The organism is Dermatophilus congolensis (assembly GCF_900447215.1).
Classification (GTDB): domain Bacteria; phylum Actinomycetota; class Actinomycetes; order Actinomycetales; family Dermatophilaceae; genus Dermatophilus; species Dermatophilus congolensis_A.
In genome coordinates this window covers 2268772-2284802 of record NZ_UFYA01000001.1, presented here as the reverse complement: position 1 = coordinate 2284802, position 16031 = coordinate 2268772, and the positions used below count along the sequence as shown (strand labels likewise).

The window sequence follows — 16031 nt, the reverse complement described above, 5'->3', positions numbered from 1 at the left end:
CCCACAAAAAATTAGCAAGACGATCACAAACGATCCCTCACAAGAGAAACAAGCTCCTCAGCGCGCAAATCCTCAACACTGTGACACGTAGCCCCCAACGCATCAGCCAAACGCGAAGCCAAACCAAGACGAATACCGCGACGCCCCCGCGATGCCTCACTGGGCTCAGTATCAACAACTATCCACTCAACACGTGAATCCTGCCCCAAATCGCGCGCAACCCGCTCAGCCTCACCGGCCCCATTACCCCTACTGCCATCAAGATGCACATTCCCGCGACCATCAGAAATAAGCAACACAAGAGGCCGCAAATTAGGCTCCTTAATCAGCAAAGGACGCAAAACCTCCCCAGCTGCCACAAGACCCGACGCCAACGGAGTACGACCCCCTGTAGGCATCTCCTCCAAAAGATCCGCAGCACGCTCCACCGAAGCAGTCGGCGGCAAAAGAACCTGCGCACCCTGCCCACGAAAAGACACCAACGCGACCTTGTCCCGCTTTTGATACGCATCCATCAACAGCGACAACACCGCACCCTTAGTGGCACTCATACGCCCACGCGCACCCATAGAACCCGACGCATCAACAAGAAAAAGAAGACACGTCCCCACCTGACGCTCACGAACCTTCACCTGCCAATCACTACGGCGAATAAACACCCCAGCCCCCACCCCAGCAGCCTCACGACGCGAACGCTGATAAGGAGCCGCAGCCCGCAACGTGGCATCCACCGCCACATCCAAACCCACACCACTGACATCACGATCCATCGCCGGACGCGCACGCACATACCGCCCCTGACGACCCGCACTACGCGTCCGCATCCGCCGCCCAGACCCCTTACGTGCCAACCTATCCTGCGTCGGCGCCAACGGCTTCACCCGGAACGAAGCCCCCACCGGTGCCACCACCGGAGCAACCTGCCCACCAGCCTCACCACTCTCAGCCCCCTCACCATCAACACCCGCACCCGAAGACGACGAAGAAGAACCCCCCACACCCTCATCAACAGAAGACAATGGACCCTGCGACTGCGGAACATCCTGAGACTGCTGCGACCCCGGTTGGGAATCTGACTGCGAATCCGATTGCGAAACCCCCTCCTGCTCAGCAGACACACCAGGAGGCGGCCCCACCTCACGCCGACGATGCACCAACACCATCTCCGCCACCACATCAACATCACCCACCGACACCACCGAACGCCCCTCCAACGCCGCCAACGCCCGCGCCGCATCAGCCATCACCACATCAGCCCGATGCCCCGCCACACACGCCTGCTGCGACAACCCCACAATGTGCGACTCCACATCCCGCGGAACCACCACCCCATCAAACGCCACCCGCGCCGCAGCCACCCGCGCCGCCAACAACTCCTCCTCCTGCGCAAAACCAGCACAAAAACCCACCGGATCGGCATCAAACGCCGCCCGCGCCACCATCAAATCCACCCGACACTGCGGATCCCGCTCCGCCTGCACCTCCACACACAAACCAAACCGATCCAACACCTGAGGACGCAACGCCCCCTCCTCAGGATTCATCGTCCCCACCAACGCAAAACGACTCGGGTGAGACAACGACAACCCCTCACGCTCAACCCGATTCACACCACTAGCGGCAGCATCCAACACCAAATCCGCCACATGATCATCAAGCAAATTCACCTCATCCACATACAAAACCCCACCATCAACCTCAGCCAACAACCCCGGCTGCAACGACGGCACCCCCGTCCGCATCGTCACCTCCGAATCCAAACCACCCACCACCCGATCCTCCGTAACCCCCAACGGCAACGTCCGCATCGGAGCAACCCCACCATCCACACCAGGCAACAACGCCGCCAACGCCCGCACCGCCGTCGACTTCGCAGTTCCCTTCTCACCCCGCAACAACACCCCACCCACCCGCGGGGCCACCGCCACCAACAACAACGCCGTACACATCCGCTCCTGCCCCACCAACGCAGAAAACGGAAACACACCACTCACATCGCCACCAACAACCCCAGACACACCCCCATCCTCCCACCCAACACCCGTCCACGACACCCAACCAAACCCCCAACAAACACACGAATCCACTTGAAAAAAAGCCCCAACCCGCCGATGAGACACCACAAGCACCACAACACAAACACCCGTACGACCAAGACACCACCGCGGCCCCCACACCGCACCCACCAAGGAGGCGAGACCCATCGCGGGCAAAAACGGAAAAAACAGGGCCGACGCCGTCACCCAAGTACAAGCCCTCGCAATAGCCGTCATCGACATCGCTGCGGCCGTCTCGGACCTGCAACAACGCATCGCCGCACTCCAAACCACCCTCAACAACACCCCCACCGACGAAACCCCAGACCTACGCCTAGTCCCACCCCACACCGAAACCCGAGAAAACCGCGCCCGCGCCCGCGCCAACCACCCCTCCAACACCCCACCCACCCTCACCCGCGCCGCCCAAGCCCAAGCCACCGACGCCCAACGCGCCACCAACGCCACCCTCACCAAAAACACCACACCCCCCATCCCCAACCTCCTCGCCCGCGTACTAGCCAACACCGAAACCACCACCACCGACGACACCACCACCGAAACCACCCCCCAACCAGCCCAACCCACCTACCAGCCCACCGCAACCAACACCCCCACCCTCCCCAACCCCCACCTCAAACCCTGGCAACACACCGCCATCACCGCCTGGAACAATGCCGGACACATCGGCGTCATCGAAACCGTCGACACCGACCGCACCCCCCTAGCCCTCGCCGCCATCACCGACGCCCTACGCGAAGGCCTACGCACCGTCCTCATCACCCCCAGCGACGCCCTCGCCAACCAATGGCACCAACGCATCCACCACGCCTACCCCCAACTCACCCTCGGCGACACCACCACACCCAACGCCCACGTCACCATCACCACCGCCACCAACCTCGCCACACACAACCCCCTCAACCCCAACGAAGCCGCCCTCCTCATCGCCGACGAAGTCCACCGATACGCCACCGACGACACCACCCCCGCCCTCACCCCCCAATACACCCGACGCCTAGGCCTGACCGCCGAATACAAACGCGGCGACACCGGCGACGCCCAACACCTCTGGCCCTACTTCCGCCACGTCGTCCACCGCCTGGGCTACCGCGACGCCATCAACAACAACCTCATCACCCCCTACCGCATCGCCCGCATCGGTATCCACCTCACCCCCGAAGAACACACCCAATACACCCACGCCATCCAACAGCTCCACGCCACCACAACCGACCTCATCACCCACCACGGCGCCCGCCCCAATACCAACCTCCACGCCTACGCCACCACCCTGACCACACAACCCGACCACCCCGGACACACCAGCGCCACCACATACCTCAACACCCTCACCAACATGCGCACCACCCTGACCACAGCCCAAGCAAAACTCGACGCCATCACCGCCCTGACCCCCATCATCACCAGCCAAGACGACCTCATCATCTTCACCGAAGGCACCGAAACCACCCCCCGCATCACCCAAGCCCTCACCACCATCCACCCCCACAGCCTCGCCATCCACACCGCCAACCCAGGCGACTCCAACATCCAACGCACCACACTGCACACACCCCCCGACACCAAGACCACAACCGAAACCATCCACGAAGGCATCACCGCCCCCACCGCAAACATCGGCATCGTCCTGAGCCCCACCCGCAGCAAACGACAAATGACTAGACGCCTGGCCTGCCTCGTCACACCCACCTCTGACCCCACCAATCAACGCATCGCCCGCGGCATCGTCCTCTACGCCCTCGAGACCATCGAAGACACCCCCCAACAACACGCCGTCTACAACGAAATGCTCCGCAACGCCCAAGCAACCGAACAATTCACCTTCCCCGCGGGGCTGGCCGCCGCCCGCGAATTCCTCACTCCCTAAACCTCACCAACCACCGTCACAGACCACCCCGTCAACCCCGCCAACGACGCACCCACCTCACCCAACGCCGCCTGCCGGTCCGGCAGCAACGCCACCAACACCACCGCCAACGGCAACCCCCGCAACGGCCGACACGCATCCACCAGCCTTGAAGAGGCCAACACATCCTTACCCGGATCTAACTGCGCCCGCCTCACCAACGACTTACCTACCTCATCAGCCCCCCGCACACCCCCCAGCGCCAAAGCCACCCCTAACAACAACACCCCTGACTCCGTGGCACCAAAAGCTGGCCGCAACGACCACGACGGATGCGCCACTGGCCCCTCACCCCGAGGCGCATCAGCAACACACCGAAACGTCCACCCACCTGGAGTCAACAACTGACCCAGCACATCCGCGTGGTGCGGCAACGACCCCACCCGATCCCGAGGACCGGCAACCAACGAACACGCAAGCACGCGAAAACCTCCACATCGACAGGGCATTGGGCAACCAACACGCCCAGACCCCCATCGACCCACCCCAACGCCCCAACAGCACATATCGAAAAAGAGACAGAAGCTCCCATAAAACGAAAAAGCACTGTCCATACTTCGGATCGGAAGGGGATTGTGAGTCAAATGTGAGACCCCCTGAACATGAGGCCCTTTTTCATCACCCCACTCACCCCACAGTGAGGCATTCATCACCGATGTCCCACATAAAAGCCCTCTGGCCTGCGTGGACAAAGAACTCCACTTGTCCCACATCGGTGAACGATAGATAGTTCTAAACTATGCGTACATCAGGGGGATGCCGCAAAGCGATTACCGCAGCGGCAATAACAGGATTGGTCGTCGCCAGCATCGGGACGGCCACGACAAGCCAAGCAGCTCCAAAAGAAACACGTAAACCAACTGCCACCACATCTGCCACGGCCGCGAAGCCAGTAGCCAAGCCCAGCAGCAAAACGAAAAAAAACAGCAAAGTCGTCTACCTCACATTTGACGACGGTCCCAGCCCCAAATACACACCCCAGGTTCTGGACCTGCTCAAAAAGCACAACGCCAAAGCCACCTTCTTCGTGCTCGGCGGCAACGCAAAAAACAACCCAAGCCTTATCAAACGGATCCGGTCAGGTGGCCACGCCATCGGCAACCACACCTACACACACTCGTGGCTGACCAAAATCGCGCCTAACCGCATCGCCAACGAACTCACCAGCACCGATGCCGCGATTGGTAGCCGCACCAGCTGCATGCGTCCCCCCGGTGGATTCGTTAACCAAACGGTCCGTAACGCCGTTGCCAAGCAAGGTAAGAGCGTGGTCATGTGGACTGTTGACACCTCTGACTGGTCCCGCCCAGGAGTCAACACCATCGTTAACCGCGTCATGAAAAACACCCGCAACGGAAGCATCGTGCTCATGCACGACGGTGGCGGCCCGCGCAGCCAATCCGTTGCCGCCCTCGGGCAGGTTTTGCCGAAGCTAGCCAAAGCTGGCTACCGGTTCGAGACTTTGCCTCAGTGCCGCTGAGACACCCCGTGAGATAGGGCTCTGCCCGGGAATGCTTACGCAAGCATTCCCAAGCAGAGCCCTATCTTCTAGCTCGTCTGCCTAGCCTTGGGAATCTTCTAGATCTCCCTCAACATCCATGTACACCTCGAGCAGCTGATCCATTAGCTCCGAGTCCGGGTTCTCCCATAGCCCTCTATCTGCAGCCTCTTTCAACCGTTCAACAATGCCGTGCAGCGCCCATGGGTTCGCGTGTTTCAAAAACTCCTGGTTCTTTTCATCTAGCACGTAGGACTCAGCGAGTTTCTCGTACATCCAGTCCTCAACCACGCCAGCAGTAGCATCGAATCCGAACATGTAGTCCACGGTGGCGGCCATCTCAAAGGCGCCCTTGTAGCCGTGCCGCTGCATCGCGCCGATCCATCGTGGGTTGACCACACGTGCTCGGAAAACACGGGCAGTTTCTTCTGCCAAGGAACGGGTGCGTACCGCATCAGGAGTTGTTGAGTCACCGACGTAGCTCTTTGGTGAGTTACCTGTTAGCGCACGCACCGTGGCGATCATTCCGCCGTGGTACTGGAAATAGTCATCAGAGTCGGCGATGTCATGTTCACGGGTATCAACATTTTTCGCAGCTACCGTGATACGTCGATAAGCACGTTCCATATCGCCACGCGCAGGCACGCCATCGAGTTCACGGCCATAGGCATATCCACCCCACGTGGCGTACACCTCGGCCAGATCGGCATCGCTGCGCCAGTTACCTGACTCAAGCAGAGGCAACAGCCCTGCCCCATAAGTGCCAGGCTTGGACCCGAAAATGCGGCTTGTGGCGCGGCGTTTTTCGGTGCCTTCGGCTACATCGGCGTGGACGTGGGCACGAACATAGTTCTGATCAGCAGGTTCTTCTAGTTCTGCCACTAAGGAGATGGCGTCATCGAGCATGGTGACGACATAGGGGAAGGCATCACGGAAAAATCCACTGATACGAACGGTGACGTCAATGCGCGGACGACCGAGTTCTTCCAAAGGAATCGGTTCAACGCCGGTGACGCGGCGGGAAGCTTCGTCCCACACAGGGCGTACACCAATCAGCGCGAGTACCTCGGCGATGTCGTCACCGCTGGTACGCATGGCTGAGGTTCCCCACATGGACAGGCCGACGCTAGGCGGGTATTCGCCAGTCTCGGCCAGATAACGCTCGAGAAGAGTGTCTGCGAGCTGGCGGCCGGTTTCCCATGCCAGGCGCGAAGGGATAGCGCGCGGGTCGACTGCGTAGAAGTTACGCCCAGTTGGCAAGACGTTTATAAGGCCACGCAGCGGGGAACCGGATGGTCCCGCTTTGATGAACCCGCCATCGAGAGCGTGCATAACTGCCTCGATCTCCTCTGCAGTGCCTGCGAGGCGGGGAATGACTTCGGTGCAGGCAAATACCAAGGAGGCGCGGACTGCGTCGATGTCGATGGGTGATTCATTGGCGCTGGTGTCGAGAACGGTAGTGATTGCCTCGTCGATAGCGGTGATGTCCCAGTTGGCGTCTTCGAGTGCTTGGACGAGGGCACGTGCTTGTTTTTCGATGGTGTCAACGCAGCTGCGGGCGCCGCCGCGGTCTGCGCCTTCATCGAGGCCGAGGGCGACTCGTAGGCCGGGGATAGCGCCGATAGTGCCGCCGAACATTTGGTTGGCGCGCAGGATTGCCAGGACGAGGTTGACGCGTGCTTCACCGGTGGGGGCTTGGCCGAGGGTGTGGAGTCCGTCACGGATTTGGGCGTCTTTGATTTCGCAAAGCCAGCCGTCGACGTGCAGGAGCATATCGTCGAATTCGTCCTCGCTGGGGCGTGCCTCTAGACCAAGATCGCGGTCCATTTTGGCTGCTTGGAGCAGGGTCCAGATTTCGCCTTGGAGGGCGGGTGCTTTGGCCGGGTCCATGACCGACACAGAGCTGTATTCGTCGAGGAGTTGTTCGAGTCGGGCGATGTCGCCGTAGGTTTCGGCGCGTGCCATCGGGGGGACGAGGTGGTCGATGAGGGTGGCGTGGGCGCGGCGTTTGGCTTGGGTGCCTTCTCCGGGGTCGTTGACGAGGAAGGGGTAGATGAGTGGCATGGAGCCGAGGGCGGCGTCGGGGCTTGCAGTGGCATCTAGGGCCAGGGATTTACCGGAAAGCCATTCGAGGTTTCCGTGTTTGCCGACGTGGACGACGGCGTGGGCGCCGAAGATTTCGTCAATCCAGCGGTATACGGCCAGGTAGTGGTGTGTGGGGGGGAGGTCGGGATCGTGGTAGATGGCGATGGGGTTTTCCCCGAAGCCGCGTGGTGGTTGGACGAGTAGGACGACGTTGCCGGCGCGCAGCGCAGCGCCGACGATTTCACCGTCTGGGTCTTGGCAGTTGGGGTTGTTGTGGTCGACGTAGATTTTTCCGGGTGCTTCTCCCCAATGCTGGGTCATGTCGTTTTGGAGTGGTTCGGGCAGGTTGGCGAACCATTGCCGGTACGTGGCGGCCGGGATGCGAATGGGCTGTCCGGAGAGTTGTTCGGCGGTGAGCCAGTCGGGGTCTTGTCCGCCTGCGTCGATGAGGGCGTGGATGAGGGCGTTTCCGCTGGTTGTTTCTGGGTTTTCGTGTTCGGGCGCGGCTGCGAGTTCGGTGTCGCTGGGGGGTTGGATGCCGGGGATGTCTCCGGGGTTTCCGATGTTGTATCCGGCTTGGGCCATGCGTCGTAGTAGTCGTACGACGGACACGGGGGTGTCGAGGCCGACAGCGTTGCCGATGCGGGAGTGTTTGGTGGGGTAGGCGGATAGGACGATGGCGATGCGTCGTTCGTGGGGTGGGATGTGGCGTAGGAGGCCGTGGCGGACGGCGATTCCGGCGACGCGTGCGCAGCGTTCTGGGTCGGGTACGTAGTGGGGGAGGCCGTCGTTGTCTATTTCTTTGAAAGAGAACGCGGTGCTGATGAGGCGGCCATCGAATTCGGGGATGGCGACTTGGGTGGCGACGTCTAGGGGGCTCATGCCGTCGTCGCTGTTTTCCCAGCTGTTGCGGCTCCAGGTGAGGCAGAGCCCTTGGATGATGGGTAGGTCTAGGCGGGCGAGGGCTTCGACATTCCATGCTTCGTCGTCACCGCCGGCGGTGACGTTGGCGGTGTTGGTTGCTGCTCCGCCGGAGGCTAGGACGGTGGTGATGAGGGTGTCGTAGGTGCTCAGGTGTGCGAGGAGGTCGTCGGGGGCTTCGCGTAAGGAGGCGGCGAAGATGGGAGTTCCGACACCGCCTGCGTTGTCGATGGCGTCAGCCAGAGCGTGGACGTAGGTGGTGTTTCCAGCGGTGTATTGGGCTCGGTAGAAGATGATGCCGATGCGGGGGCGTGGGTATCCGTCGGGGCGGGGGGTGGTGGGTTGAGTGCGCGGGAGAGTTCCCCAGAAAGGTTGTTGTGTGGGGGGGGCGAAGGCGTCGCCGGTGAGTAGGACGGTGTCGGCGAGGAAGGCGTGGAGGTTAGTGAGGTTTTCTGGGCCGCCTTGGGCCAGGTAGATGTGTGCTTGGGCGGCGACGCCGGTGGGGACGGTGGAGTAGGCCATGAGGGAGGCATCGGGGGCTTGTTCTCCGCCGAGGACAATGAGGGGTGTGTTGGTGTGGTTGAGGTGGTTTTGGAGGTGGGGGAAGTGTTCGGGCATGCCGGCTGCGGAGCCGAGGTATCGGTAGATGACGAGGTCGGCGTCGTTGGTGAGTTGGTGGAGTTGTTGGGTGATGTGGGTGGTGGCTTTGCGGGTGTCTTCGTGGTGGTTGCCGCTGCCTTCTCCGATGTGGTGCCAGGCTTCGCGTTCGAGGCGACTGGGGTTGGCGTAGATGTAGTTGGCTCCGCTGCCGCGGGCGGCGAGGAGGTCGGTGTCGGAGGTGGATAGCAGGGCGATGCGGGTCACGAAGGCTCCTCGCTTGGGGGTGTTGCTGTGGGGTGCAACGCGGTTCTGATCATCTTAGTGAGGTAGGTGGTGGTGCGGTTTGGTTGCTTGGGTGGTGTTGGTGGGTGGTGGGTTTGGGGGTGTCGAGGTGGGGTTGTTTGTGGTTGGTGGGGTCAGGATGGGGGGATGAGGTCAATGATTCCGGATTACGTTCGGCAGATTTGTGAGACGTGTTCGGATGCGTGGTTGGCGGGTGAGAACGCGCATTACATTCCGGAGTTGGCTAAGCAGGATCCGTCGTTGTTTGGGGTGGCTTTGTCGACGGTGGATGGTCAGGTGTATGCGGTGGGGGATACGGAGGTGGAGTTCACGATTCAGTCGATTTCGAAGCCGTTTGTGTATGCGATGGCGTTGGTGGATCGGGGTTTGCCGGAGTTGGCTGCGTATATCGGGGTGGAGCCTTCGGGGGAGGCGTTTAATGAGTTGTCGTTGGATGTGGGGTCTAAACGGCCGTTGAATCCGATGATTAATGCGGGGGCGTTGACTGCGCACGCGTTGGTGGGTGGGGTTGGTGATGGGGCGGATGCGCGTTTTGAACGGATTCGTGCGGGGATGAGTGCTTTTGCTGGTCGGGAGTTGTCGTTGGATCAGGATGTGTTTGAGTCTGAGTTGCAGACGGCGTATCGCAATCGTGCGTTGGCGAATATGTTGCGGGGGTATGAGGTTCTTCCGGACGAGCCGGAGGATGTAGTGCGTGGGTACACGATGCAGTGTGCGTTGCGGGTGACGGTGCGTGATTTGGCGTTGATGGCGGCGACGTTGGCCAATGGTGGTGTGCAGCCGTTGACGGGGGAGCAGGTGGTGTTGGCTCCGGTGGTACGTCAGGTGATGTCGGTGATGTTTGCGTGTGGCATGTACGACGAGGCGGGGGAGTGGATTACGTCGGTGGGGATTCCGGCTAAGTCAGGTGTGGGCGGGGGGATTATTGGGGCGTTGCCGGGCCAGTTAGGGGTGGCGACGTTGTCTCCGCCGTTGGATGCGCATGGGAACAGTGTGCGTGGGGTGGAGGTGTTTCAGCGGTTGTCTGGCGATATGGGGATGCATTTGATGGAGGTGCCGCCGCCGGCGATGTCGGTGGTGAGGTTTGCTGGGCCGGTGCAGGTCACTGGTGGGGTGGTGTTTGTGTATGACTTGCAAGGGGCGCTTCGGTTTGCTGCGGTGGAGCGGGTGGTGCGGATGGTCTCTGATGAGGGCCCCTCGGAGCGGACGGTGGTGTTTGACCTTATTGATGTGCCGCATCTGGATGATGTTGCGCGGCGGATGTTGTTGGAGTTGGCGCGGCGGATGACGTTGGAGGGGTATGACGTGTGGTGGGTGGGGTGGCGTGGTCCGGTGCCGTGGCCGGGGGAAGGGGGGTCGTTGCGGTTGGCGGACAGTTTGGATGAGGTGGTGCTTTAGCGGTTTGTGGGGGTGGTGAAGTGGTGTTTGAGGAAGGTGATGATGTGTGCGCGTATTTCGGGGGTGGTGTAGAAGGTGGGGTCGGCGTGACCGGCGTCGATGAGGTGGACCTCGGTGTTGACTTGGTTGTTGCGTAGGGCGGTGGCGGCGCGTTCGGATTGGGTGTGGGGGACGATGCAGTCGTGGGTGCCGTGGAGGAAGAGGGTGGGGGCAGAGTTGCGTGAGGTTTGGGTGATGGGGCTGGCGGCGTCTGCGGCGTCAGCGTTGGCTGCATCGGCAGGGTCTTTACCGCCGATGAGTTTTCCTTCGGGAGAGTCCGGGCCGTGGTCGCCAGTGCCGCATCCAGCATCGACGCGTTGCTGGACGAGGTTAGTCAGGTCAGAGACGCCGTAGAGGCTCACTACTGCGGCGACACTGCTGGAGGCTTTGGTGATGCCGATGGTGCCTTCGGCTGAAGGGTTTCCGCGGGTGGTTCCCAGGAGTTGGGCGAGGTGCCCGCCAGCGGACTCACCGATGACGGCGATGCGCTGAGGGTCCAGTCCGTAGCGTCCGGCGTGGGCGTGGAGCCATCGGGTGGCAGCCTTGACATCGTGGAGTTGGGCGGGCATCACAGCTTCGGGGGTGAGCCGATAGCCGATGGAAGCGGTCGCCCATCCTTGTGCCAGCAGGGCTGATCGTAGGGCAGCGAAGTTAGCGTTTTTGGAAGATTCGAAGCTGCGAGGGTCACCGCCGGACCAGGCGCCGCCGTGGATGAACATGACCACGGGGATGCGTCCTTTTTGGCCTGGGGGGACGGTCAGGTCGAGTCGTTGCCGGGGGTCACCTTTGGCTACGTAGGGCTGGTCAAGGAGGTGTTGGGGGGTGATGGGGGTGGGTTGGGTGGTGACTGTTGGGTGGTGGGAGGCGTACTCCTGCGGGGTGAGCGGCACCGCGCAGGCAGTGGTGAGCAGAATGCTTGCCAGGGCAGCAGCGGCGAGGGTGAAGTGGGTGGGGGTGGGGCTCACCGTAGGCTCCGCGGGGTGGCTGGCATGAGTAGCACGGCAAGAGTGCCTAGCAGCGCGATACCTGAGAACACGTAGAAACCCCATGGGTGCCCCAGCCCTGCAGATAGCAGGGTACCGGTGATGGCTGGTCCAGTGATGGCGCCGATACGGCCGATACCGCTGGCCAGGCCGAGGGCGGTGCCTCGTTTGCTGGGGATGATGAGGTGGGCGATGTGGGCGTAGATGAGTCCTTGGGCGCTGAACACGAAGAGTCCAGTGATGAACATGAGGATGTGCAGGATGAATTCGTTCTCCCAGTGGATGGACAGGAGAGCGAGGAATACCGCGGAGGCTGCGAACCAGATGGCGGTGGAGCGTTTGATTCCGCCGCGGTCGGCGACGATGCCTGCGATGGCCAGACCAGTGATGGCTCCTGCATTCATGATGAACAGCAAAGACAGGGAAGCATCCAGTGAGTAGCCTGCGCTGCGCATCAGTTGGGGTAGCCAAATGTTGAGGCCATAGACGAGCAGCAGACTCAGGAAGGAAGCTACCCAGGAGCCAAGAATGGCGCCTTTGTGGTTGCTGAGCAGGTCACCGAAAGTGCTGCGGTTGTGGCGAGGCACGAGTGCGCTGTGCGAGTCGTGGAAGAACAGCCACACGAGCGGGATGAGCGGCAGCCCTGCCGCACCACCGATGTAGAACAGTAGTTGCCAGTGCGGAAGCACTGTCATAGCGACGATGGAGATCAGCACGGCTCCGACGTGATAGCCGGTCATGGTCATTGTGGTTGATGAGGCCTTGCGATCGTGACGGCCGCTTTCGGTGGCGGTTGCGATCGCGATCGGCATGCTGGCGCCTAAGCCAATACCGGCCAGGAATCGTGCAGCGGCGAAGAAGGGGATGCTGGGGGTTAAGGGCACAGCGATAGTGGAGAAGCTGAAAAGGGCGATGGCTGCCATGAGCCCTCCTCGTCGCCCGAATTTGTCGGTGAGTGGTCCCCCCAGGATGGATCCGATTGCTACACCGATCAAGGAGACAGTGGCGATGAGGGTGGCGTCGCCGGGAGTCATGCCGAGGTATTTGTTTTCGAAGAGAGTGGGGATGGCTGCGCCAAAAGCAACCAAGTCGAACCCTTCAAGAGCGATGGTCAGCCAGCACAGCAGTGCAGTGAGTTTGTGTGAGGCACGGCCAGCGAGTATGCGGGGGCCGCGGCTGGTGTATTCCTCGTAACTGTCGTTGTCGTAGTCCTCCTCGTAGTCATCGCGGGCATTACGAGTCTGGGGTTCTTGGTACTGGCGAAGTCGCCTGCTGGTGACCCCATGAGGTTCGGGACGTTCTGGCCGGACCTGGATAGCTTGGGTTTTTGCTTGGTCCAGGCGTGCACGGATCGCTTCGGTGCGGGCTTCGTGAGGGTTGAACGGCTGCTCGCGCTCGCGGCTACGTTCGTGAGGTTGGTCGCGCTCGTCGTGGTGGGTTTGACGATTGCGGTTATCTCGGGGGGCTACTTGTGTTTGTAGCGCCTGGGTGCGTGCTTGGTCTGGTGGCTCTTCTTCGTCGTCAGGGTCTTCGTCCCAGTAGTTGTGAGGTAGTTCCCGTTCGTGGCTGCGAGCTCGTTCGCGTTCGTCGTTTTCTCCCCAGTGGGGGTGGCGTGGGTTGCCGGTGGGGCCCCATTCTTCGGGGCGGCGTGGGCGGCGCCGTTGTGCCCAGTTGTCATCGTCGCCGCTGGGTATGCGGGTGGTGCGTGCAGATTCGTCGTGGTCGTGCTCGTGTTCGTTGCGGCGGGAGTGGGATTGTTCTTGGCGCTGGCGGGGGTGGGATTCGTTGCGGCGCTGGTCCCACGGGGTCTGACGCGTGGGTTGATTGTTTTCTTGGTCCCAGCGGTCACTGATATTGGGGGTATCCCAGTCGTCGTGAGTGCTGTCGGTGTCGTGGGCGTTGTGGCGTGCGGGGATGGGTGGGGTGGCCGGTTCGGTCCACTGTTCTTTTTGGGTGCGGCGGGGGCGTGGCTCAGGGGAGGGTTCTTCTTTAGCTGGGGCTGTGGTGTGTTCTTCGGGCTTTTTCTTGATGGTTCCGAATGCAGAGCTGGATGGCCACCCCCAGTTCGCCCCTGGACGCGAAGTTTTGGGGGTTTCTTCTGTGGTTGCTGCTTCGGTGGGGGTGCTGGTGATGCCGCGGGCATGGTCCCAGGCTTCTTGAGCGCTGGTGGCGCGGTTTTCTGGGCGTGGGGTGGTTGGGGTGTGTTGTTTTTGGGGTTGTGAGTCGGGGGTTTCGGGGTGTGGTTGGTGTTGTGGTGCTGGGCGCTGGGGGGTTTGGGCGCGCTGGTTGGGGGAGGGGGTCGCCGGACCAAAATCGGATCGGGAAGGCCAGCCCCAGTTAGCGCCGGGGCGAGGAGAGCTGCTGGTGGTCTCGGGTTGGTCCCAGCTGTTGTTACTGCTGGACCATCTTTCACTGCTACTGCTACTGCTACTGCTACTGCTACTGCCGTTGGTGCTGGTGGTAGACCAGTTGTTGTTTTTGTTGGTTTCGGGGGTGCTGGTTTTTCCCCAGGTGTCAGTGGTGCTTGTGGAACTGGTGGGCTGGTCCCAGTTCCAGCTTTCGGCTGGTGGTGTGCTGGTGCGTTGTTCGGCGGCGCGTTGTTCGCGGCGGCTGCGGCGACTAGGAGTTTCGGGAGTGCTGCTGGTGCTGGGTGATGCCCATGCATCACTGCTGGTGGTAGACCAGCCATTACTGCCACTAGCGCTGGTGGCAGACCAACTATTGGTGCCGCCGTTGGTGCTGGTGGAGGGGGCGTTAGTACTGCTGGTTTTTCCCCAGGTGTCAGTGGTGCTTGTGGAACTGGTGGGCTGGTCCCAGTTCCAGCTTTCGGCTGGTGGTGTGCTGGTGCGTTGTTCGGCGGCGCGTTGTTCGCGGCGGCTGCGGCGACTAGGAGTTTCGGGAGTGCTGCTGGTGCTGGGTGATGCCCATGCATCACTGCTGGTGGTAGACCAGCCATTACTGCCACTAGCGCTGGTGGCAGACCAACTATTGGTGCCGCCGTTGGTGCTGGTGGAGGGGGCGTTAGTACTGCTGGTTTTTCCCCAGGTGTCAGTGGTGCTTGTGGAACTGGTGGGCTGGTCCCAGTTCCAGCTTTCGGCTGGTGGTGTGCTGGTGCGTTGTTCGGCGGCGCGTTGTTCGCGGCGGCTGCGGCGACTAGGAGTTTCGGGAGTGCTGCTGGTGCTGGGTGATGCCCATGCATCACTGCTGGTGGTAGACCAGCCATTACTGCCACTAGCGCTGGTGGCAGGAGAACTCCAAGAATCGGCGGCGCGTTGTTCGCGGCGGCTGCGGCGACTAGGAGTTTCGGGAGTGCTGCTGGTGCTGGGTGATGCCCATGCATCACTGCTGGTGGTAGACCAGCCATTACTGCCACTAGCGCTGGTGGCAGGAGAACTCCAAGAATCGGCGGCGCGTTGTTCGCGGCGGCTGCGGCGACTAGGAGTTTCGGGAGTGCTGCTGGTGCTGGGTGATGCCCATGCATCACTGCTGGTGGTAGACCAGCCATTACTGCCACTAGCGCTGGTGGCAGGAGAACTCCAAGAATCGGCGGCGCGTTGTTCGCGGCGGCTGCGGCGACTAGGAGTTTCAGGTGGGGACGATGCAGTTGAGGTCGAAGAAGTGCCCCCGTTGGGGGCAGAGCTGCTCCAGCTGCTGCCAGAAGTTCCGTACGAGCTGGAAGAGGTACGTGATTCCCAGCTGTTTGAGGTGTTTTCCCACCCGTTTGAGGTGCTACTTGTTCCCCATGGTGAAGAAGTCGAGGTGCCGCTATTCCAAGAAGAGGTAGCACCGGGAGTCGATGTTTGGGAGCCAGATACTTCTTTGTTGTTGGCCAGTGCAGCGTTCCATGCATCTGCAGCTGAAGCGTACCCACCAGAAGTAGACGAAGAAGACGAGGGAGAGGACCAATCGCTCGAGGGCGCTGCGTGCCTAGCAGGTGCGGTTTGATCCCATTGAGCGTTCGGTTGTTCGCGGCGGCTGCGGCGGCTAGGAAGTTCGGGTCGCTCGCCCTGATTGCGCTGCCGTTCGCCCCGTGGAGGCACGGGGATCGGTCCGGTAGGTGCTTTGTACATGGCAAGTCTCCCGAGGGGTTTCTCTCGTGATGAGTTCGGGGGAGACGGACATCTCTGCAGGTTGTGACCTGCACCAATGTGACCGAGTAGTGCGGCGTGTGCGCGGATCACCTTCCCCCGATAGGTGTGACCGCCACGTCGAGGCTACGGAAAATGAGCGTGTGGCGT

9 protein-coding genes and 1 pseudogene are annotated in these 16031 nt (G+C 61.4%); 4 read left to right on the top strand and 6 right to left on the bottom strand.

All coding sequences use genetic code 11. The annotated features are described in order from the left end of the window. Positions 1 to 23 precede the first annotated feature (23 nt). On the bottom strand, positions 24 to 2594 hold the full coding sequence (locus tag DXZ77_RS10010) for a VWA domain-containing protein (RefSeq protein WP_220181631.1): 2571 nt from the start codon (positions 2592 to 2594) through the stop codon (positions 24 to 26). Between DXZ77_RS10010 and DXZ77_RS12725 the strand changes: the two are divergent. Further along, positions 2530 to 3012, top strand: a pseudogene (locus tag DXZ77_RS12725) (DEAD/DEAH box helicase family protein); the annotation flags it as partial. The gene DXZ77_RS10010 and the pseudogene DXZ77_RS12725 sit on opposite strands and share 65 nt — an antisense overlap. A gap of 42 nt (positions 3013 to 3054) precedes the next feature. Here DXZ77_RS12725 and DXZ77_RS10000 read toward each other — a convergent pair. Continuing rightward, positions 3055 to 3360, bottom strand: coding sequence for a hypothetical protein (locus DXZ77_RS10000; protein ID WP_115031891.1), 306 nt, complete (start codon positions 3358 to 3360; stop codon positions 3055 to 3057). A gap of 36 nt (positions 3361 to 3396) precedes the next feature. On the opposite strand from DXZ77_RS10000, the gene DXZ77_RS09995 reads away from it, so the two are divergent. Beyond that, the gene (locus DXZ77_RS09995; protein WP_115031889.1) at positions 3397 to 3927 is read left to right on the top strand and encodes a hypothetical protein; all 531 of its coding nucleotides are present in this window, start codon (positions 3397 to 3399) and stop codon (positions 3925 to 3927) included. Here DXZ77_RS09995 and DXZ77_RS11900 read toward each other — a convergent pair. Then, positions 3924 to 4388 carry a hypothetical protein gene (locus DXZ77_RS11900; RefSeq protein ID WP_147279268.1) on the bottom strand — a complete coding sequence of 155 codons (465 nt, stop codon included), beginning with the start codon at positions 4386 to 4388 and terminating at the stop codon, positions 3924 to 3926. The two genes, DXZ77_RS09995 and DXZ77_RS11900, sit on opposite strands and share 4 nt — an antisense overlap. A 317-nt stretch (positions 4389 to 4705) precedes the next feature. Between DXZ77_RS11900 and DXZ77_RS09985 the strand changes: the two genes are divergently transcribed. After that, positions 4706 to 5446, top strand: a complete 741-nt coding sequence (locus DXZ77_RS09985; protein WP_115031885.1) for a polysaccharide deacetylase family protein — start codon at positions 4706 to 4708, stop codon at positions 5444 to 5446. A gap of 81 nt (positions 5447 to 5527) precedes the next feature. Here the strand turns inward: DXZ77_RS09985 and cobN are convergent, their stop codons facing one another. Beyond that, complete coding sequence (gene cobN, locus DXZ77_RS09980; protein WP_115031883.1) at positions 5528 to 9334, bottom strand: cobaltochelatase subunit CobN; 3807 nt, start codon at positions 9332 to 9334, stop codon at positions 5528 to 5530. 165 nt (positions 9335 to 9499) lie between these two features. On the opposite strand from cobN, the gene DXZ77_RS09975 reads away from it, so the two are divergent. Continuing rightward, positions 9500 to 10771 (top strand): glutaminase, encoded by a 1272-nt coding sequence (locus DXZ77_RS09975; RefSeq protein ID WP_115031881.1) that lies wholly within the window; start codon positions 9500 to 9502, stop codon positions 10769 to 10771. Here DXZ77_RS09975 and DXZ77_RS09970 read toward each other — a convergent pair. Both DXZ77_RS09970 and DXZ77_RS09965 read right to left on the bottom strand, forming a co-directional pair. After that, positions 10768 to 11775: an alpha/beta hydrolase gene (locus tag DXZ77_RS09970; RefSeq protein ID WP_181816114.1), complete on the bottom strand. Its 1008-nt coding sequence runs from the start codon at positions 11773 to 11775 to the stop codon at positions 10768 to 10770. The genes DXZ77_RS09975 and DXZ77_RS09970 overlap by 4 nt on opposite strands. Next, the gene (locus tag DXZ77_RS09965; protein ID WP_115031877.1) at positions 11772 to 15863 is read right to left on the bottom strand and encodes an MFS transporter; all 4092 of its coding nucleotides are present in this window, start codon (positions 15861 to 15863) and stop codon (positions 11772 to 11774) included. The genes DXZ77_RS09970 and DXZ77_RS09965 overlap by 4 nt, the downstream gene beginning before the upstream one ends. Positions 15864 to 16031 lie beyond the last annotated feature (168 nt).